The 20,324-nt window shown below is 42.3% G+C and carries 16 protein-coding genes and 5 tRNA genes; all 21 read left to right on the top strand.

The genetic code is table 11. The annotated features are described in order from the left end of the window. The first annotated feature begins 9 nt into the window (after positions 1-9). The 21 genes from F975_RS02375 to rpoB all read left to right on the top strand — a co-directional run bounded on the left by F975_RS02375 (position 10) and on the right by rpoB (position 20,305). Positions 10-333: an H-NS histone family protein gene (locus F975_RS02375; protein WP_004749897.1), complete on the top strand. Its 324-nt coding sequence runs from the start codon at positions 10-12 to the stop codon at positions 331-333. A gap of 618 nt (positions 334-951) precedes the next feature. Then, positions 952-2,031: an efflux RND transporter periplasmic adaptor subunit gene (locus F975_RS02370; RefSeq protein ID WP_228127401.1), complete on the top strand. Its 1,080-nt coding sequence runs from the start codon at positions 952-954 to the stop codon at positions 2,029-2,031. After that, a complete protein-coding gene (locus tag F975_RS02365) occupies positions 2,024-5,119 on the top strand; it encodes an efflux RND transporter permease subunit (RefSeq protein WP_004749895.1) in 3,096 nt (1,031 codons plus the stop codon). Before F975_RS02370 ends, F975_RS02365 begins: the two co-directional genes overlap by 8 nt. Next, a complete protein-coding gene (locus F975_RS02360; RefSeq protein WP_004749894.1) occupies positions 5,119-6,618 on the top strand; it encodes an efflux transporter outer membrane subunit in 1,500 nt (499 codons plus the stop codon). The genes F975_RS02365 and F975_RS02360 overlap by 1 nt, the downstream gene beginning before the upstream one ends. A gap of 55 nt (positions 6,619-6,673) precedes the next feature. Next, positions 6,674-7,108, top strand: a complete 435-nt coding sequence (locus F975_RS02355; RefSeq protein ID WP_004749893.1) for a RidA family protein — start codon at positions 6,674-6,676, stop codon at positions 7,106-7,108. A gap of 285 nt (positions 7,109-7,393) precedes the next feature. Continuing rightward, complete coding sequence (locus F975_RS02350) at positions 7,394-8,038, top strand: FHA domain-containing protein (RefSeq protein WP_004749892.1); 645 nt, start codon at positions 7,394-7,396, stop codon at positions 8,036-8,038. Positions 8,039-8,088: 50 nt separating this feature from the next. Next, the gene (locus F975_RS02345) at positions 8,089-8,760 is read left to right on the top strand and encodes a phosphoglycolate phosphatase (protein ID WP_004749891.1); all 672 of its coding nucleotides are present in this window, start codon (positions 8,089-8,091) and stop codon (positions 8,758-8,760) included. A gap of 129 nt (positions 8,761-8,889) precedes the next feature. Next, positions 8,890-10,383 carry an anthranilate synthase component I gene (trpE, locus tag F975_RS02340; RefSeq protein ID WP_004749889.1) on the top strand — a complete coding sequence of 498 codons (1,494 nt, stop codon included), beginning with the start codon at positions 8,890-8,892 and terminating at the stop codon, positions 10,381-10,383. Positions 10,384-10,481: 98 nt separating this feature from the next. Beyond that, positions 10,482-10,557 (top strand) — tRNA-Thr (locus F975_RS02335). Positions 10,558-10,611: 54 nt separating this feature from the next. Beyond that, positions 10,612-10,695, top strand: a tRNA-Tyr gene (locus F975_RS02330). Between the two features lie 37 nt (positions 10,696-10,732). Then, positions 10,733-10,808: transfer RNA gene (locus F975_RS02325), tRNA-Gly, on the top strand. Positions 10,809-10,820: 12 nt separating this feature from the next. Continuing rightward, positions 10,821-10,895, top strand: a tRNA-Thr gene (locus F975_RS02320). A gap of 171 nt (positions 10,896-11,066) precedes the next feature. Further along, on the top strand, positions 11,067-12,257 hold the full coding sequence (gene tuf, locus F975_RS02315) for an elongation factor Tu (protein WP_004749888.1): 1,191 nt from the start codon (positions 11,067-11,069) through the stop codon (positions 12,255-12,257). A 50-nt stretch (positions 12,258-12,307) separates the two neighbouring features. Further along, positions 12,308-12,383, top strand: a tRNA-Trp gene (locus tag F975_RS02310). A gap of 81 nt (positions 12,384-12,464) precedes the next feature. Next, positions 12,465-12,905, top strand: a complete 441-nt coding sequence (secE, locus tag F975_RS02305) for a preprotein translocase subunit SecE (RefSeq protein WP_004749887.1) — start codon at positions 12,465-12,467, stop codon at positions 12,903-12,905. A 6-nt stretch (positions 12,906-12,911) separates the two neighbouring features. Beyond that, positions 12,912-13,445, top strand: coding sequence for a transcription termination/antitermination protein NusG (nusG, locus tag F975_RS02300; RefSeq protein ID WP_004749886.1), 534 nt, complete (start codon positions 12,912-12,914; stop codon positions 13,443-13,445). Between the two features lie 110 nt (positions 13,446-13,555). After that, the gene (gene rplK / locus F975_RS02295; protein ID WP_004637639.1) at positions 13,556-13,984 is read left to right on the top strand and encodes a 50S ribosomal protein L11; all 429 of its coding nucleotides are present in this window, start codon (positions 13,556-13,558) and stop codon (positions 13,982-13,984) included. 3 nt (positions 13,985-13,987) lie between these two features. Next, positions 13,988-14,683 carry a 50S ribosomal protein L1 gene (gene rplA / locus F975_RS02290; RefSeq protein WP_004749885.1) on the top strand — a complete coding sequence of 232 codons (696 nt, stop codon included), beginning with the start codon at positions 13,988-13,990 and terminating at the stop codon, positions 14,681-14,683. Positions 14,684-14,988: 305 nt separating this feature from the next. After that, positions 14,989-15,495, top strand: a complete 507-nt coding sequence (gene rplJ / locus F975_RS02285) for a 50S ribosomal protein L10 (RefSeq protein WP_004749884.1) — start codon at positions 14,989-14,991, stop codon at positions 15,493-15,495. 48 nt (positions 15,496-15,543) lie between these two features. Then, positions 15,544-15,912: a 50S ribosomal protein L7/L12 gene (gene rplL, locus F975_RS02280; protein WP_004749883.1), complete on the top strand. Its 369-nt coding sequence runs from the start codon at positions 15,544-15,546 to the stop codon at positions 15,910-15,912. Positions 15,913-16,219: 307 nt separating this feature from the next. Next, entirely contained in the window at positions 16,220-20,305 is a 4,086-nt protein-coding gene (gene rpoB, locus F975_RS02275; RefSeq protein ID WP_004749882.1) for a DNA-directed RNA polymerase subunit beta, read from the top strand. Positions 20,306-20,324 lie beyond the last annotated feature (19 nt).

Raw genomic sequence — 20,324 nt, 5'->3', positions numbered from 1 at the left:
AGAAAAACTGTGCAAGACATTAGTACTTTATCTGTTGAAGAGTTAAAACGCTTACAACGTGAAGCGGAAGTTTTAATTGCTTCTAAAAAAGAACAGGCAATTCAAGATGCTTATAATCAAGTGATTGAAATTGCTTCAGGTCTTGGTTTAACAATTGAGCAACTACTTGAATATGGCGCTCAAAAACGTAAAAGCCCAACGCGTAAAACTGTTGAGCCACGCTACCGTAATAAAAACAACCCAGAAGAAACTTGGACTGGTCGTGGTAAACAACCTCGCTGGTTAGTGACTGAGTTGGAAAAAGGCGCAAGCTTGGAAGACTTCTTGATCTAATCTAGATGAATAAGATAAAAAAAGCTGAATCCATTTAGATTCAGCTTTTTTTATGTGTGCTGTTGCAGGTTTTATTGTTTGACGACATTCTAACAATTGGGTCGCTTTCATGATTGTTTTAACTTTTTTATATTTAGTTCATAGTTGAAGAAAATAGATCAATAAAAGAAGAGAGGTTTTACAGTTAAATTCATAATGTAGTAGATTTGAGTGGATGAATGCTACATATTTGTGAATAGTATTGTTGAATAAATCATCATGAGTCGTTTGGTATAACGCTGCTATGTTTAATTAGATTAAAATAATCATAAATATTAAAATTTTATATCATTAACTTGTCATTTTAGAGAATTATAATCTGGAGTATTTGGTTTAATTTTTAAATATATTTCAATTATTTAATTTATTTTTTTTAGATTCTTTTTAATTTTTGTTTAATTTTTAATTTATATGATGTACGCGCTTTAAGTAGGTCGATTTTTAAAAAATCACGAATCCAATACGATTTAAGGTAGCCAGACTATGCCTTCAACCAATCATAACGCTTCAAAACTATCTGTCGGTTCAAAGTTGGCTATTGCATTCGGAGGATGTTTGCTGATAGGTCTTATTTGGATCGTGTTATTTCATAAAAATGAACCTGCTGAAGCTAAAAATTCTAGCCCTCCACCTGAAATGTTTAAACATCAAGGGGATGAATATATTGTACCGAATCATTCACCTTTAATCAGCCATCTCAAAGTCATGCCTGTGAGTTCAGGCGGTTCGGCTCAAGTGATCAGCTTCCCTGGCATGGTTGAGGCTAATACGGCAGCATCTGCCAATATTGAGCCTCCACTGACAGGTCGTATCGTTCAACTCAATGTAAAAATTGGCGATCATGTTCACAAAGGGCAAGTGCTTGCGATCATGAGCTCTGGAGATTTAGCCCAAGCGTATGCAGATGTGAGTAAAGCCAAAGATAGTTTGAGTTTAGCCAATGCCAGCTTAAAACGTGCGCGTGAAGTCAATGCGATTGGTGCGAATGCCAATAAAGATTTGGAAGCGGCTCAAAGTACACAAATTCAAGCCAAAGACGAATATGAACGTGCAACGCAACGTTTAAAAACCCTAGCGGGACATGGTGCAAAACTTTCAGGCTCCGAAGCCTTTTTACCGATTGTTTCTCCAATCAATGGTGATGTCACGGCTTTAAATGTAGGTCTTGGCTCATTTATCAATGACAATACTAATGCCATTTTGACCATCGCAAATTTTGATCAGGTCTGGGTCACTGCAAATATTCCAGAAGCACAGCTGAATCAGGTACATACAGGGTTAGAGGTCGATGTGACTTTCCCAGCATATCCAAACCAAGTGTTTCATGGGCGTATAGGGAATATCAGTAATGTTTTAGATAGCGACACCCGCCGCACCAAGGCTCGTATTTTATTTGATAACACCAATATGAAATTGAAGCCAAATATGTTTGCGACGGTGCAAATTAAAAATAATAACCAACAGAAAATTACTGTGCCGCAGTCTGCGTTGCTGATGAATAATGAACAAATCACCGTTTTTGTAGAAACAAAGCCGCATACTTATGTGCGAAAAGTGGTGGAATTGGGCAGTGAAAATGATACTGATGTGCAGATTGTCTCTGGCTTAAATCCATCAGATCGCGTGATTGTTAGTGGTGGAGTGCTACTCAATGATTAATCGTCTGATTGCCTTATTTTTCCGTCGCCGTCACTTGGTTTGGGCGATTGCCATTATTCTCGCAATTTATGGCATGTACTCATGGAAAGTGATGAAAGTAGAAGCGTATCCAGAACTTGATGATGTCACTGTGCAGGTCACGACACAAGTTCCTGGGTTGTCTGCTGAAGATGTTGAGCAGCAAATTACAACACCATTAGAACGTAGTCTATATAGTACGCCAGGCGTCACGACCATTCGTTCTAGTAGTACTTTTGCACTTTCTCTGATTACACTGGTTTTTGACAGTAAAGATGATTACTTTGCCCGTCAGCGGGTGATGGAGCGTTTAAGTAGTGTCACTTTACCAGCTGGTGCTCAGCCTAGTTTAGGCCCGCTAAGTGGTTCAGGCGGTGAAATTTATCGTTATACCCTCGAATCTGAAAATAAAAATTTGATGCAGCTTTCAGAGATCCAGCGCTGGGTTGTGATGCCTGCATTTAAGCAGGTTGCAGGGGTTGCCGATGTCAATAACTTTGGTGGTTTAACCAAAGAATTCCGTATGGAATTAGACCCTGCAAAAATGCAGCAATATGGCGTGGTTCTTAATGATGTGACCACAGCAATTAACTCCAGCAGTTCAGATGCAGGCGGTGGGCGTATTACCCGAGGTGAACAAAGCTATGTCGTGCGTGGTGTTGGTCAGGTTCATTCCCTTGAAGATTTATCCTCAGTTGTTGTGACGCAAAAAAATGGCATGCCTATTTATTTAAAAGATTTAGGCAAGCTGGTGATTGGTCATCAAGAGCGTGAAGGAATCGTAGGTAAAGACTATAACCCAGACACGCTGGAAGGGATTGTTTTGATGACAAAATATCAAAACCCTTCAACCGTTCTAGATGGTGTACATGCCAAAGTTGATCAACTGAATAAACAACTTGCTCCGCAAGGGGTCAAAATTGTGCCTTATATCGACCGAGATAGCTTGGTCAAACTCACTGTAGATAAAGTGACACATACGGTGATGGAAGGTGTCGGGCTTGTCTTGATTGTTCTGATCTTGTTTTTGGGAAGCCCGCGCAGTGCCATTATTGCGGCGGTTGCCATTCCAGCGGCGTTGGTGACGGTATTTATTCTCATGAATTTTACCAATATGCCTGCCAATTTATTTTCGCTTGGGGCAATCGACTTCGGGATTATTGTCGATGGGGCAATTGTGGTCATGGAGGCCATTTTAAGACGGCGAGAAGAAGAACCAGATGTGGTTTTAGGCGAGCAAGATATCTTGGAAACTTTAAGTTATGTTGGTCGTCCGATTTTCTTTGCAACACTGATTATTATTACTGCCTATTTACCATTATTTGCCTTTGAACGTGCTGAAGGTAAGTTGTTTACACCGATGGCGATTACCGTGAGCTATGCATTACTCGGTGCTTTAGTCTGTGCGATCGCATTGATTCCGGGATTGGCTTACGTCGCTTTGAAAAAGCCCAGAAAGGTTTTTGAAAATAAACCCTTAATCTGGCTTACTGAAAAATATAGAAAGGTTTTAACCACTTTATTATTCCGCCCAGTGATTGTTTATAGCATTACGATTTTGTCTTTAGTGGCTGTGGTCTTACTTGGCGCGCGTACAGGGCGTGAATTCTTGCCTGAGTTGGATGAAGGTGCATTGTGGCTACAAGTGCAGTTGCCAACAGGTATTTCACTAGATAAATCCAGTGAAATGGCCACAAATCTGCGCCGTGTTTTACTCAAGCACCCTGAAGTGTCTTATGCGGTGAGTCAGGTTGGACGCAGTGATGACGGCACAGACCCGTGGACACCCTCGCATATCGAAATGCCAGTCGGGTTGAAACCTTATAGTGAGTGGCCAAATGGCGAAACCAAGGCTCAATTTATTAAAAAGTTGGGGCAAGAATTTAGCCAAATGCCGGGTTACGATATCGGGATTAGCCAGCCGATTATTGATGGGGTAAATGATGCGGTAGGTGGTGCGCACAGCCCATTGGTTTTACGTATTTATGGACCAGATTTAAAAGAAGGTCGCCGTATTGGTGATCAAGTGGTCGATATTTTAAAAGGAATCCGAGGAACAGCTTCAGCTTCATTATTTCAGGAGCCGCCTATCCCGCAAGTCATGATCAAGGTGAATCGTGAAGCAGCGGCAAGATATGGTATTAGCATTGCGGATATTTCTGCGCTGATCCAAACAGGTGTCGGAAGCACGCCGATTATCCCTGTGTACGTTGATGCCCGCCAATATAACGTGACAGTCAGTTTCCCTAAAAATGCGAAGAATAGCCCTGCCGAACTGGGTGCTTTGCAATTAAACAGCGCAAGTGGTGCAAAAATTCCATTGGCTCAGGTGGCCGATATTTCACTCAAAACAGGTGAAAGCACCATTTCGCATGAGCAGGGCGAACGACAAATTACCGTTCGTATTGATAACCGTGGTCGTGATTTAACCTCGTATTTGGCTGAGGCGCAGCAAAAAATTAATGCTCAAGTCAAACTCGATCCAAGTAAATATCATATGGAGTGGGCAGGACAGTTCCAAAGCCAAGATCGTGCCGAAAAACGCCTAGGGTTTATTATGATTTTAGTGATTGGCATGATGGGCGCTTTGTTATTTTTCCAGTTTGGACGCTTCCGTCAGGTATTACTGATTTTAGGTGTTGTGCCACTGGCGACTTTAGGGGGGCTTATTGCGCTGAATGTGACGGGGAATACCTTAAATGTCGCGAGTGCAGTCGGCTTTATTGCATTGTTCGGTGTCTCTGTCCAGAACGGGATTATTATGGTCGCCAATTTCAGGCGTGCGCGTGGGGATGGGCTTGATCTTGATCAAAGTATCATTACCGCAGCAAGTGAACGTTTACGCCCTGTTTTAATGACGGCTACGGTGGCTTCTATTGGGATGTTGCCAGCAGCACTGGCAACAGGAGTCGGCACAGATGTACAGCGTAATTTGGCTACAGTTGTGGTCGGTGGTCTCATTGTATCGACTTTATTGACCTTATTTATTGTTCCAGTATTTTATTATGTAATTGAAAAATTTGCTGAAAATAAAAAATGGAATATGCCTGGACGTCGGAGTCATCGTTAATGAAAAACTTGAGACCATATGCTTTGTCTGTAAATACTTTAAGAAAAGGCACGCTCTGGGGCGGGATAGGTTTGCTAGCAATTCTATCAGGATGTACGGTTGGCCCCAATTATCAACGTCCCGATGTTCATTTACCTAAGGCGCTCGTTGAGCAACCCAATTTGGCATTATCTCAGGCTTCTTCAACAGCACAGAAATATGTTTTACAAGATATTCCTACAGCATGGTGGCAAGCCTTTCATTCACAAGAACTGAATTTACTGATCGAAAAGTGCCTGAAAAATAATCCTTCTGTGGCAATTGCCCAAGCGAATTTAAATCAGGCTTTGGAAAATGTGAAAATCCAGCAGGCGGCATTTTTCCCTTCCGTATCTGCAAACTTTAACCCAACTCGACAAGGAGTTGCGAAGTCATTAGCCAGCCCCTTGGCTTCGAACAGCTATATCTATAATTTGCATACAGCACAATTAAATGCATCCTATAGCCTGGATGTATGGGGAGCAAATAAACGTCAGGTTGAAATGCTCAAAGCTGAAGCAGATGCAAGTCGCTACAATGTAGAAGTGACTTATCTCACTTTGATCAGCAATGTCGTCAATGCGGCGATCCAAGAAGCGATTATTCGTGATCAAATTCGAATTACGCAAAATGCAATTCAAAAACAACGTGAATTAACCTCGATTCTGCATAAAGCGAGAGCACTCGGGCAGGTATCAGATGCAGATGTGATGACACAAGAGTCGGCGCAATTGGCGGTGGAAGCGACGTTACCTCCTTTACAAAAACAACTGGCAATTCAACGTGATTTAATCAAGGCTTTAGCAGGTGAATACCCGAGTGATCATTTGGCTGCCGAGTTTAATTTAACTCACTTTAAGTTGCCATATGAACTACCAGCAGCACTACCTTCAAGTTTATTGCAACGCCGTCCCGATATTCGCTTATCTGAAGCCATGTTACATTCTGCGAGCGCTAATATCGGCGTTGCGGTTGCAAACAGATTGCCAAATATTGCCTTAAGTGCGGATTTGGGGTCATCTGCCGATAAAATCTCAAACTTATTTGCATCGGGTTCGAGTTTTTGGGGGCTTGGCGCAAACATAACTGCCCCTATTTTTGATGGTGGTGCATTAAAACATAAAGAAAAACTGGCACGTGCTGCTTATGATGGTGCAGTCGCACAATATAAAAGCACCATTATTGTTGCATTTCAAAATGTTGGTGACGTGATGCAATCGATCCAGTCAGATCAAAATGCCTATGGCACAGCTTTACAGGCTACACAGGCCAGTTCAAAAAGTTTAAATTTGGCACGCAAACAATACCGTTTAGGTGATATTAGTCGTATAGCTTTACTGCCACTTGAGCAAAATGATTTACAAATGCAATTGGCATTAGCACAGGCTCAAGGCAATCGCTTACAAGATACGGCTGCATTATTCCAAGCTTTAGGCGGGGGATGGTGGTCAACTCAGCAAAATCAAGAGATAACAAAATAACAACATCTGTGCCATGTAATTAGATATTGTGAAATAAAGAATAAGGAGAATTCAAATGGTGACAATTACACGGCATGAAATAGGTCCGCGATTTAGTGAAATGACCATTGCTCATGTGGGTTCAGCAAATTTTATTTATATTTCAGGGCAGGTGGCTGAAAATACAATTTTAGATGTTGAAGGCCAGACCAAGGAAGTTCTGAAATTTATAGATCGCTTGCTTGCACATGCGGGTGCCAGTAAAAAAGATATTGTTTGCGCCCGAATTTATTTAGCTTCTGTGGGTGATTATGCACAAATGAATGCTGTCTGGGAGGATTGGGTGCCAGAAGGCTGCCCACCTGCTCGTGCGGCTTTAGGTGTGAAACTGATTGACTCGGAATATAAAATTGAAATTGAAGTTCAGGCAGTTGCAGAACAACATATTCTTGAAGATGAAAATTGTTTAACGGGTGCGAGTTTAAAGCATCAATCTGAGCATAAGCGTTAAAAAAATGAATGTGATGATGAATAAAAAAGCCTGCTCAATAGCAGGCTTTTTTTAATTTAAATCTTGGTGATTTTATTGGTACGTATTTAAAAATTGAATCACACTTCATATGATGCTGCTGGAAATACAATTCAGATCATGGATATTGTTCAATAAACCATCTAGACAGGTTCGTGTAATACAGCTCTGTTCAAAGATAAAGTGAATTGAATCATTGGGCTGACAGGGGCAGCATGATCGGCTAAACATGTTATTCTATGTGAAACGAGAAAATGGGAAATCAATATGAGTTGGACACTACAGGCGATTTCTGATGAATTACAGGGTCAGGAAATCGAAGTAAAACAAGATATGCTGGTTGGACGTCATCAAGACTGTGACCTGGTTTTGCAATCTTCGGCGATTTCCCGCCGCCATGCAGCATTGAACGTTCGTGATGATCAATTGTGGTTAACCGATTTAAATTCATCTAATGGCACGTTTGTGAATGATTTGCGTATTGCTCAAGAGACGCTGTTAGCACAAGGTGATATTGTTCAATTTGCGAATTTAAAATTTGCGCTACTGGCTGAAAACGCAGATTTGGTCATTGATGAAAATCTTGAATTACCTAAAGCAGCGAGCCAAACAGAATTAGACAATCATGCTCAGAAAATGAGTGAGCAGGGTATGCCAAGCTTAACAGAGCGTGCAGTAGAAACGACTGTCAGCCGTGAAGGCATGCCACAACAGGTTTCTGTACCAAAACCTGCACCAATTCCTGAAGGTGTTGACCTTCATGCCAAAGTTGAACCTACTCCAGTGCCGATTGAGCCGCCTGCATCTCGTGTTGAGCAAGAAGTTGAACAACAGAAAAATGTATCAGTTGGATTGATGACCATCATTGCGATCATTATTTTGATTGTCTTGGCATTTGTATTCTTTAAATAAGACGAAGTGGTGAGGTTGCAACACAACCTCATGCTTAAAAGGAGAAACCCATGTCATCGGTCAGCCGATTACAGCAGCGAAATGTCATTTTATTTGATTTAGATGGCACCTTAATCGATACCGCAGCAGATATGTTTCGCGCCATGAATCTGACCCTGCAACAGCTTGGCTATCCGCTTGTCACTGAAACGCAAATCCGTGAATGGGTTGGACAGGGAACGTCCAAGCTTTGTGATCGTGTGCTGATACATTTACAAGGACAGATTGATCCTGAGCAGCATCGGCAGCTACTGGAAAAATATCTCGAAGTTTATGAACTTGAATTGTGTGTAGAAAGCCAGTTATTTGAAGGGGTGTTGCCTTTTCTACAGTATTGCCAGTCACAGCAGTTGAATATGGCATGTGTGACTAACAAACCTGAGCATCTGGCAAAAATTCTGCTCAATAAACTTGAAGTCGGGAACTTCTTTAGTTTGGTGGTTGGTGGGGATAGTTTGCCTAAACGTAAACCTGACTCAATGCCGCTGCTACATGCTATGGATTTCTTTCAGGTACAACCTGAAAAGACCCTGATGATTGGCGACTCAAGCAATGATGTTGAGGCTGCACGTCGTGCAGGGATTGACTGTGTGGTAATGAGTTATGGCTATAATCATGGTGAAGATATTTCTGCTTGCCAACCGCAGCAAGTGATTGATACTCTCGAAACCTTAATCGTTTAATGTTTGTTTAATAAGTACAGGAATTTTGGAATGAATATGATCACCTTTTTTCGATGGCGTCGCTCATAACCACGCTTAACCGAGTTTTGACTGATCAACCCTATTTTTAAAATAAAAGGCATTCCACAAATGATGACTCCTGAACGCTTTCAACAACTGCAACAACAAGGTTTTAACACCATTCCCGTTTACCGCCGTCGTCTGGCAGATACTGATACGCCGTTGTCAGTGTTTGCTCGCCTGAAACAGCATGCACAAGCTTATTTATTTGAGTCGGTAGAGGGCGGGGAAAACTGGGCACGTTATTCAATTATCGGATTGGGTGAGTCAACCATCTTTTCTTGTAATGAAGGTCAGCTCACAGTTCAACAACCTGATGGGCAGATCACTCAACAGTCATGTAGTGACCCATTTCAATATATTCGTGACTTCCAAGCTCAGTTTAAAGTCCCAACACAACAACAATTACCAGAGTTACCGAGTTTTACAGGTGGTCTAGTCGGTTACTTTGGTTATGATGCTGTGCGTTATATTGAGCCGCGTCTGAACCATATTCCAAATCAAGACCCTGTTGGCTTACCTGATATCTGGATGATGTTGTCAAAAACCGTGATTGTTTTTGATAACTTGAAAGATACCTTATTTATTATTGTGCATGCAGATACACAAGATGCCGATGCTTACCAAAAAGCACAGCAGCAACTTGATGAGATTGAAAAACAGCTCAATACACCAATTAGCCTAGAAGCCAAACCGCATACAGCACCACATTTTGAATCTCTTACAGGTAAAGAGAAATTTTTACAAACGGTTGAGAAAGTCAAAGAATACATTCGTGCGGGCGATGTGATGCAGGTGGTGCCTGGGCATCGTATGGTGTCAGATTTTGATGGTGAACCATTACAAGTCTATCGTGCATTACGTCATCTCAACCCATCGCCGTATCTATTCTTGGTGCAAGGGCATACATTAACCGATCACAAACCATTTCATATTGTGGGTTCATCGCCTGAAATTCTTTCCCGTTTAGAAAATGGAATAGCCACTGTGCGCCCACTTGCGGGTACGCGCCCACGTGGTAAAACTAAAGAAGAAGACTTGGCACTGGAAAAAGACCTACTTTCTGATGAAAAAGAAATTGCTGAGCATCTTATGCTGATCGATCTGGGGCGTAATGATGTTGGGCGCGTGTCTAAAATTGGAAAAGTGCAAGTGACTGACCGCATGGTAATCGAACGTTACTCACACGTGATGCATATTGTTTCGAATGTACAAGGTGAAGTACGGGATGATGTCGATGCTTTGGATGTTTTTAAAGCCACATTCCCTGCGGGTACGCTATCTGGCGCGCCAAAAATCCGTGCCATGGAAATTATTGACGAAGTAGAGCCAGTAAAGCGCGGTATTTTTGGTGGTGCAGTCGGATATTTGGGTTGGCATGGTGAAATGGACATGTCGATTGCGATTCGTACCTGTGTTATTCGTGATAATAAAGTCTATGTACAGGCTGGAGCGGGGCTGGTTGCAGACTCAAATCCTGAATCTGAATGGAATGAAACCCAAATAAAAGCTCGCGCAGTGATCAAAGCGGTTGAATTATCATCAAATGGATTGATTTTATGAGTTTTTCGCGGGTTTTTTTAAAAAACCGCTTGCATCATTTCTGAGTTTTGCTAAACTGCACACCGTTCCGATACGAAACGTACGAAACACTAAGAAACGCCGGCATAGCTCAGTTGGTAGAGCAACTGACTTGTAATCAGTAGGTCCACAGTTCGAATCCGTGTGCCGGCACCATTTAAAAGTGTGAAGTTTAGTTGAGTAGGAACAGCACTGAAATAAGTGTGATCTGGTGAGATTCCCGAGCGGTCAAAGGGAACAGACTGTAACTCTGTCGCGAAAGCTTCGAAGGTTCGAATCCTTCTCTCACCACCATATTTAACTTCGAATGAAGTGGTATAAATACCAACACGCGGGAGTAGCTCAGTTGGTAGAGCGGCAGCCTTCCAAGCTGCATGTCGCGAGTTCGACCCTCGTCTCCCGCTCCATCGAAGCTTATCGCTCTTATAGCTCAGTGGTAGAGCACTCCCTTGGTAAGGGAGAGGTCTCGAGTTCAAATCTCGATAAGAGCTCCAGATTACAGTTTAGTAGAAGTATCTACAAATTTTTAAAGAAGCAGGCTTATTAGTCTGCTTTTAAAGTATTGGGCGTCTGTTTTTTTTGACTATATGTCGATGTGTTGTGTAGCTTCGGTGTCTTTTGTAGCCTCTTGTAGCTTGCTTTCGACGTAAACGAGGAAGATCATCATGGCTAAAGCCAAGTTTGAACGTAATAAGCCACACGTAAACGTGGGCACAATTGGTCACGTTGACCATGGTAAAACAACTCTTACTGCTGCAATCGCAACGATCTGTGCGAAAACTTACGGCGGCGAAGCGAAAGATTACTCGCAAATCGACTCAGCTCCAGAAGAAAAAGCACGTGGTATTACAATTAATACTTCACACGTAGAATACGATTCTCCAATTCGTCACTACGCGCACGTTGACTGCCCAGGACACGCCGATTATGTTAAAAACATGATTACTGGTGCTGCTCAGATGGACGGTGCGATCCTTGTATGTGCTGCGACTGATGGTCCAATGCCACAAACTCGTGAACATATCCTTCTTTCTCGTCAGGTAGGTGTACCTTACATCATCGTATTCTTGAACAAATGCGACCTTGTAGACGATGAAGAATTACTTGAGTTGGTAGAAATGGAAGTTCGTGAACTTCTTTCTGCTTATAACTTCCCTGGTGATGACACTCCTGTAATCCGTGGTTCTGCTCTTGCAGCACTTAACGGTGAAGCTGGTCCTTATGGCGAGCAATCAGTTCTTGACCTAGTTGCAGCACTTGACTCTTACATTCCAGAACCAGAACGTGCAATCGACAAAGCATTCTTGATGCCAATCGAAGACGTATTCTCAATTTCTGGTCGTGGTACTGTAGTAACAGGCCGTGTTGAGTCTGGTATTGTTAAAGTAGGCGAAGAAGTTGAAATCGTTGGTATTAAAGATACAGTTAAAACAACTGTAACTGGCGTAGAAATGTTCCGTAAACTTCTAGACGAAGGTCGTGCGGGCGAGAACTGTGGTGTTCTTCTACGTGGTACTAAACGTGAAGACGTACAACGTGGTCAAGTACTTGCTAAACCAGGTACAATCAAGCCACACACTAAATTCGACGCAGAAGTATACGTACTTTCTAAAGACGAAGGTGGTCGTCACACTCCATTCCTAAATGGTTACCGTCCACAGTTCTACTTCCGTACAACTGACGTAACTGGTGCAATCCAGTTGAAAGAAGGCGTTGAAATGGTTATGCCTGGTGACAACGTGGAAATGTCAGTAGAATTGATCCACCCAATCGCAATGGACGCTGGCTTACGCTTCGCGATCCGTGAAGGTGGTCGTACTGTAGGTGCTGGTGTTGTTGCGAAAGTAACTGCATAATATCTGTTGTGATATTTAAACCGAGAATTTAGATTCTCGGTTTACTTTGTAGGTTAGTAGTTCAATTGGTAGAGCGTCGGTCTCCAAAACCGAATGTTGGGGGTTCGAGTCCCTCCTAACCTGCCATTTATTTCAAAAGTTAAAGCTTGATGCTGACTGAGCTAAATTGTCTTATAATAAGTCGCGAATTCTACGACGAGTACACCCATGTCGAATGATAAATCGCGTGACGCATTAAGCGACGCGCCAATCCCTCAAAGAAATAATTCTGCTGAAGTTGTTCGTTCTGGCTCCCCTTTGGATGTTGTCCTGTGGATTGTTGCGATTATTTTATTTATTTGTGCAACTTTGGTGAATCAGTATCTGCCAGCATACTGGGCACCAGCCAATAATGTTTGGACGCGTATAGGTGCAATTTTAGCTTGTATCATCGTGGCTTTAGGTTTATTATACGCCACCCACCAAGGTAAAGGGTTTATCCATTTACTGAAGGACGCACGCGTAGAATTACGTCGAGTAACTTGGCCAACCAAGCAAGAAACCGTAACAACCTCATGGCAAGTGGTACTTGTTGTTGTTATCGCTTCAATTGTGTTGTGGTGTTTTGACTACGCTTTGGGCTGGTTAGTGAAGTTGATTATCGGGTAAGAAGCTATGAAACGTTGGTATATTATTCATGCCTATTCAGGTTATGAAAAACAAGTGATGCGCTCACTCAAAGACCGAATCCAGCGTAGTACTGTTGCCGATAGCTTTGGTGATGTTCTTGTTCCTACCGAAGAAGTGGTAGAAATGAAGGATGGTAAAAAACGCAAGTCTGAGCGTAAATTCTTTCCTGGCTATGTGTTAGTCGAAATGGAAATGAATGACGATACTTGGCACATTGTTAAAGAATGTCCAAAAGTATTGGGCTTTATTGGTGGTACACCAGAAAAACCTGCACCGATTACTCAGCGCGAAGCAGATGCGATTCTTGCTCGTGTACGCAGTACTGGTGAAGCACCTCGTCCTAAGACGATGTTTGAACCAGGTGAAGAATTATTGGTTATTGACGGTCCATTCACAGACTTTAAAGGTGTGGTGGAAGAAGTTCAATACGAGAAGTCACGTTTAACGTTGACGATTAATGTATTTAATCGACCAACTCAAGTTGAATTGGAATTTCGCCAAGTCGAAAAAACCATTTAATTTGAATTGGTTGGAAAACGCCCGATTTATTCGGGCATTGTTATTGTAACAATTATGTTGCGAGAATAGTTGGGGAGCCTAGCGGCGTTTGTACCCAGAGGTAACTTAAAATGGCTAAGAAGATTGACGGCTATATCAAGCTGCAAGTTCCAGCTGGTAAAGCAAATCCATCTCCACCGATTGGTCCTGCATTGGGTCAACGTGGTGTTAACATCATGGCATTCTGTAAAGAATTCAATGCTGCGACTCAAAAGCTTGAAGTTGGTTTGCCAATTCCAGTCGTGATCACTGTGTACAACGATAAGTCGTTCACATTCATCATGAAAACTCCACCTGCATCTATTCTTCTTAAGAAAGCTGCTGGTATCCAAAAAGGTTCATCTGTACCAAACAAAACTAAAGTTGGTAAGTTGACTCGTGCTCAGTTAGAAGAAATTGCGACTACTAAAGAACCAGATTTAACTGGTGCTGATTTAGACGCACGTGTTCGTACCATCGCTGGTTCTGCACGTTCTATGGGCTTGGAAGTGGAGCTATAAGACATGGCAAAGTTAACTAAACGTCAAAAAGCCATTGCTGCTGCTATTGAAGCAAACAAAGTTTACACTTTGGAAGAAGCAGTACAAGTTCTTTCTAGCTTACCTGCTGCTAAATTCAAAGAGTCTTTGGATGTTGCGGTAAACCTAGGTGTTGACCCTCGTAAATCTGACCAAGTTGTTCGTGGCGCAACTACGCTTCCTGCAGGTACTGGTAAAACTGTACGTGTTGCAGTGTTTGCTCAAGGCGCGAATGCAGAAGCAGCTAAAGCTGCTGGTGCAGACATCGTTGGTTTTGATGATCTTGCTGAGAGCATCCAAGGCGGTAACCTTGACTTTGATGTAGTCATTGCTGCTCCAGACGCAATGCGCGTTGTAGGTAAATTGGGTACGATCCTTGGTCCACGCGGTTTGATGCCAAACCCTAAAGTGGGTACGGTTACTCCAGACGTTGCAAATGCAGTTAAAAATGCAAAATCTGGTCAAGCACGTTACCGTGTAGACAAAGCGGGTATTATCCACGCTGCGATTGGTCAAGTAGGTTTCTCTGCTGAAGCTGTTCGTCAAAACGTTGAAACTTTGATTGCTGACTTGAAAAAGTTAAAACCAGCAACTTCTAAAGGTGTCTACATCAAAAAGATCACTTTGAGCTCAACTATGGGTCCTGGTCTTGCTGTTGATGTAAGCAACGTTTCTAACTAAGTTTAGACTTAGAAAAGAATTTTAAAGCCCTGATAGAGAAAAGTGTAAATAGCAAATCATTGATTTTATTCTACACTTAAGCAATTTATTGCTTTCTCATCAGGCGGACTTTGAATTGATAAATGTAAATTTATCAGCGTCAAAGACCTCGGGCGAAAAAAGTTTTTTTGAACTTTTTTCTTAAAAAACCAGTCCGAGTAGACGCGGTGGTGTGATTTACTCATCCTCCGCGTGTAAGTTCGAAAGAGCTTACGAATTGGGAGTGTACTTGTAAAAGTACATAGATCACCGTTAGGAGGTTTACGATGGCTCTTCTTATCGAAGACAAAAAACAGATCGTTGCAGAAGTAAACGAAGTTGCTTCTAAAGCGTTTTCTGCTGTTGTTGCTGACTACCAAGGTTTAACTGTAGAAGCATTGACACAATTACGTGTTGAAGCTCGTAAGCTAGGTGTTAATACGCGTATCGTTCGTAACACTTTGGCTAAACGTGCGTTCGAAGGTACTCAGTTTGATATCTTGAACGATAACCTTGTTGGTCCAACAATTCTTGGTTTTTCAACTTCTGAAGATGACATGGGTGCAGCTGCACGCTTGTTCGAAGAATTTGCGAAAACTAACAAAGCATTTGAACTTAAAGCTGCTGCATTTGATGGCAAGGTTTATGTGGGTGCTGAAGTTAGCGTAATTGCAAATCTTCCGAACCAAGAAAAAGCGCTTACTATGCTTGCCAGTGTTCTTCAAGCTCCTATTTCGAAATTGGGTCGCCTCATTACAGCGCTCAAAGAGAAAAACGAGCCAGAAGCTGCATAAGCTTAAATTTATTTACACACCATTCAATTTCCATTTGGAGTTATTCTCATGGCTTTAACTAACGAAGAAATTTTAAACGCAGTTGCTGAAAAAACTGTTCTTGAACTTGTTGAACTTATCTCTGCTTTTGAAGAGAAATTCAACGTATCTGCTGCTGCTGTTGCTGTTGCTGCTGCTCCTGGCGCTGCTGCTGCTGTTGAAGAACAAACTGAATTCAACGTTGAGTTGACTTCTTTCGGTGCTAACAAAGTTGCGGTTATTAAAGCAGTTCGTGAAGCTACTGGCCTTGGTCTTAAAGAAGCTAAAGATCTTGTTGAAAGCGCTCCTTCAGTTGTTAAAGAAGCAGTTTCTAAAGAAGACGGCGAAGAACTTAAGAAAAAACTTGAAGCAGCTGGTGCTACAGTTACACTTAAGTAATTTGCAAGGGAGTCAATTATTTTTAATTGGCTCCTAAAAAATGGCTGATGGCTCTTGGGTCATCAGCCTTTTTGCGTTACAATAATCGGCTCGATTTTTGTTCTTATCGAATGAAAACGAATATTTTATAAAATAACGCAATATATCAAACGCTTACCAATATTTTTCAATAAAAAATATTGTTAAGCGTTTTATTACCACTCTAAATTGCAGCATTTGTAAGTAGTGGTGGCCATATCGGCCTGCGTAATTCCATCTAAATCCGAACTGCAGGCGGATTTAGTTTTGTACTTTCCGAGGACTCCAAATGGCATACTCATATACCGAAAAAAAACGGATCCGTAAGAATTTTGGTAATTTGCCTAAAGTGATGGACGTTCCGTACTTGCTTTCGATTCAAGTCGACTCGTACAGAACATTCTTACAAGATGGCAAAACACCAAAAAATCGAGAAGATATCGGTCTTCAGGCCGCATTTCGTTCAGTTTTTCCAATCGAAAGCTATTCTGGCAATGCTGCTTTAGAATTTGTTGAGTATAGCCTTGGTAAGCCAGAGTTTGATGTTCGCGAATGTATTCTTCGTGGCTCAACTTATGCGGCACCAATGCGCGTAAAAATTCGCTTGATCATTAAAGATCGCGAAACCAAATCAATCAAAGACGTTCGTGAACAAGAAGTCTATATGGGTGAAATGCCACTCATGACGGAAAATGGTACGTTCGTGATTAACGGGACTGAGCGTGTTATCGTATCTCAGTTACACCGTTCTCCTGGCGTATTCTTTGACAGTGACAAAGGTAAAACGCACGCTAACAAAACTTTATACTCTGCTCGTATTATTCCTTACCGTGGTTCATGGTTGGATTTCGAATTTGATATTAAAGATTTGGTTTACGTACGTATTGACCGTCGTCGTAAATTATTGGCAACAGTTATTTTACGTGCGTTGAATTACACAGATGAACAAATCCTGAACTTGTTCTATGAAAAAGTTCCTGTGTATGTCGATATGGGCAGTTACCAGATTGAATTGGTTCCAGATCGCCTGCGTGGTGAAATGGCACAGTTCGATATCGCTGACAGCTCTGGCAAAGTGATTGTTGAACAAGGTAAACGTATTAACGCACGCCATGTACGTCAAATGGAAGCTTCAGGTCTGACTAAACTGCCTGTTCCAGATGAATACTTGTATGAGCGTATTATTGCAGAAAACGTGACTTTACGTGATGGTGACGTGATTCCTGCAAATACCTTGCTTAGCCATGACATTATGGTGAAATTGGCTGAAGGCGGTGTTAAGCAATTTAACATCCTGTTTACCAATGATATTGACCGCGGTTCATTTATTGCAGACTCTTTACGCGCAGATACAACATCTAGCCGTGATGAAGCTTTGGTTGAAATTTATAAAGTGATGCGCCCAGGCGAGCCACCAACCAAAGAAGCAGCAGAAAACTTGTTCCATAACTTATTCTTCTCTACAGAACGTTATGACTTGTCACCTGTAGGTCGTATGAAGTTTAACCGTCGTTTGGGTCGTCCATACGAAGTGGGTACAGATCAGAAATCTCGCGAAGTTGAAGGTATCTTGTCGAATGACGATATCATTGATGTAATGCGTATCTTGATCGAAATCCGTAACGGTAAAGGTGAAGTCGACGATATCGACCACTTGGGTAACCGTCGTGTTCGCTCTGTGGGTGAAATGACCGAAAACCAATTCCGTGTTGGTTTGGTTCGTGTTGAACGTGCTGTAAAAGAGCGTTTAAGCCAAGCAGAAACTGATAACTTGTCTCCACAAGATTTGATCAATGCTAAACCTGTCGCTGCGGCAATCAAAGAATTCTTTGGTTCAAGCCAGTTGTCTCAGTTTATGGATCAAAACAACCCATTGTCTGAGATTACACACAAACGTCGTGTATCAGCACTTGGACCTGGTGGTTTGACTCGTGAGCGTGCAGGCTTCGAAGTGCGTGACGTACACCATACACACTATGGTCGTGTATGTCCGATTGAAACGCCTGAAGGTCCAAACATTGGTTTGATCAACTCGCTTTCTGTGTATGCAAAAGCCAATGACTTCGGTTTCTTGGAAACTCCGTACCGTAAAGTTGTTGATGGTCGTGTTACTGAGGAAACTGAATACCTGTCTGCAATTGAAGAAGTGGGTACAGTTATTGCGCAAGCCGACTCAGCGGTTGATGCTGAAGGTAACTTGATCGATGAGATGGTTACAGTTCGTCACCAAGGTGAAACTGTACGTATGCCACCTGAAAAAGTGACGCATATGGATGTATCTGCACAGCAGGTTGTATCTGTTGCGGCATCATTGATTCCATTCCTTGAACACGATGACGCGAACCGTGCATTGATGGGTTCAAACATGCAACGTCAGGCTGTTCCGACTTTGCTTGCTGACAAGCCACTTGTTGGTACAGGTATGGAAGCAAACGTAGCACGCGACTCTGGTGTGTGTGTGATTGCGAACCGTGGTGGTGTGATCGAGTTTGTTGACGCTTCGCGTGTTGTAATTCGTGTCAATGAAGATGAGATGATTGCTGGTGAAGCTGGTGTCGACATCTATAACTTGATCAAATATACACGTTCAAACCAAAACACCTGTATCAACCAGAAAGTTCTCGTGAACTTGGGTGATAAAGTAGGTCGTGGTGATGTATTGGCTGATGGTCCTTCTACCGATGGCGGTGAGTTGGCATTGGGTCAAAACATGCGTGTTGCGTTCATGACTTGGAACGGCTTCAACTACGAAGACTCAATCTTGCTTTCTGAACGTGTACTTCAAGAAGACCGTTTAACCTCGATTCATATCCAAGAATTGTCATGTGTAGCACGTGATACTAAATTGGGTGCAGAAGAAATTACGGCTGATATTCCTAACGTTGGTGAAGCTGCACTGTCTAAACTGGATGAGTCTGGTATCGTTTATATTGGTGCTGAAGTAACAGCAGGGGATATCCTTGTTGGTAAAGTGACACCAAAAGGCGAAACTCAGTTAACTCCAGAAGAAAAATTGCTTCGTGCGATCTTTGGTGAAAAAGCGGCTGACGTAAAAGACTCTTCTTTACGTGTTCCGTCAGGTACTAAAGGTACAGTTATTGATGTTCAAGTCTTTACTCGTGATGGTTTAGAGAAAGACGAACGTGCACAAGCAATTGAAAAAGCACAACTTGATGCTTACCGCAAAGATTTGAAAGAAGAATTCAAAATCTTTGAAGAAGCAGCACGTGAACGTATTATTCGCTTATTGACAGATCAAGAATCTAATGGCGGTGGTACAACTAAACGTGGTGACAAGCTTGCTGAATCTGTTCTATCAGGTCTTGAGTTGGTTGATTTACTTGAGATTCAACCGACTGATGAAGCAATCGCTGAACGTTTAAGTCAAATTCAAGTGTTCTTGAAAGAGAAGAGCGCTGAAATTGATGAGAAATTTGCTGAGAAAAAACGCAAACTTTCAACAGGTGACGAACTTACAACTGGCGTATTGAAAGTTGTAAAAGTTTACTTGGCAGTGAAACGTCGTATCCAGCCTGGTGATAAAATGGCGGGTCGTCACGGGAACAAAGGTGTTGTATCAAACATCTTGCCTGTAGAAGACATGCCACACGATGCCAATGGTGTTCCTGTTGACGTGGTATTGAACCCGCTGGGCGTACCATCACGTATGAACGTGGGTCAGATTCTTGAAACTCACTTAGGTTTGGCTGCAAAAGGTCTGGGCGAGCAAATCGACAAGATGCTTAAACAGCAACGTACGATGGCTGAACTACGTGATTTCCTTGACAAGATCTATAACAAAGTCGGTGGTGAGCAAGAAGAGCTTGATACCTTGACTGATGAAGAAGTCTTGAAACTTTCAGGTAACTTGCGTAAAGGTGTGCCTTTGGCAACACCTGTATTTGATGGTGCTGAAGAAAGCCAAATCAAAGAGTTACTTGACCTTGCAGGCTACTCGAAGACTGGTCAAATGGAGCTGTACGATGGTCGTACAGGTGAGAAATTTGATCGTCCTGTCACTGTTGGTTATATGTACATGCTCAAATTGAACCACTTGGTTGATGACAAGATGCATGCACGTTCAACGGGTTCTTACTCGCTTGTAACTCAACAGCCGCTTGGTGGTAAAGCACAGTTCGGTGGTCAGCGTTTCGGTGAGATGGAAGTCTGGGCACTTGAAGCATACGGTGCAGCATACACACTTCAAGAAATGCTCACTGTTAAGTCGGATGACGTTGAAGGTCGTACCCGCATCTATAAGAACATTGTAGATGGCAACCATTATATGGATCCAGGTATGCCTGAATCATTCAACGTATTGACCAAAGAGATCCGTTCTTTAGGTATCAACATTGAACTGAAAAATGGTGACTAAGCCCTAAACTGCTTAGATT

The sequence above is a fragment of the Acinetobacter brisouisimilis genome (assembly GCF_000368265.1).
GTDB lineage: Bacteria > Pseudomonadota > Gammaproteobacteria > Pseudomonadales > Moraxellaceae > Acinetobacter.
This window is presented reverse-complemented; position numbering and strand designations above follow the sequence as displayed.

What these genes read in the sequence shown, in the direction of transcription:
- F975_RS02365 (WP_004749895.1), top strand. Translation starts at nt 2,024, where the DNA reads ATGATTAATCGTCTGATTGCCTTATTTTTCCGTCGCCGTCACTTGGTT.
- F975_RS02360 (WP_004749894.1), top strand. Translation starts at nt 5,119, where the DNA reads ATGAAAAACTTGAGACCATATGCTTTGTCTGTAAATACTTTAAGAAAA.
- F975_RS02355 (WP_004749893.1), top strand. Translation starts at nt 6,674, where the DNA reads ATGGTGACAATTACACGGCATGAAATAGGTCCGCGATTTAGTGAAATG.
- F975_RS02350 (WP_004749892.1), top strand. Translation starts at nt 7,394, where the DNA reads ATGAGTTGGACACTACAGGCGATTTCTGATGAATTACAGGGTCAGGAA.
- F975_RS02345 (WP_004749891.1), top strand. Translation starts at nt 8,089, where the DNA reads ATGTCATCGGTCAGCCGATTACAGCAGCGAAATGTCATTTTATTTGAT.
- trpE (WP_004749889.1), top strand. Translation starts at nt 8,890, where the DNA reads ATGATGACTCCTGAACGCTTTCAACAACTGCAACAACAAGGTTTTAAC.
- tuf (WP_004749888.1), top strand. Translation starts at nt 11,067, where the DNA reads ATGGCTAAAGCCAAGTTTGAACGTAATAAGCCACACGTAAACGTGGGC.
- secE (WP_004749887.1), top strand. Translation starts at nt 12,465, where the DNA reads ATGTCGAATGATAAATCGCGTGACGCATTAAGCGACGCGCCAATCCCT.
- nusG (WP_004749886.1), top strand. Translation starts at nt 12,912, where the DNA reads ATGAAACGTTGGTATATTATTCATGCCTATTCAGGTTATGAAAAACAA.
- rplK (WP_004637639.1), top strand. Translation starts at nt 13,556, where the DNA reads ATGGCTAAGAAGATTGACGGCTATATCAAGCTGCAAGTTCCAGCTGGT.
- rplA (WP_004749885.1), top strand. Translation starts at nt 13,988, where the DNA reads ATGGCAAAGTTAACTAAACGTCAAAAAGCCATTGCTGCTGCTATTGAA.
- rplJ (WP_004749884.1), top strand. Translation starts at nt 14,989, where the DNA reads ATGGCTCTTCTTATCGAAGACAAAAAACAGATCGTTGCAGAAGTAAAC.
- rplL (WP_004749883.1), top strand. Translation starts at nt 15,544, where the DNA reads ATGGCTTTAACTAACGAAGAAATTTTAAACGCAGTTGCTGAAAAAACT.
- rpoB (WP_004749882.1), top strand. Translation starts at nt 16,220, where the DNA reads ATGGCATACTCATATACCGAAAAAAAACGGATCCGTAAGAATTTTGGT.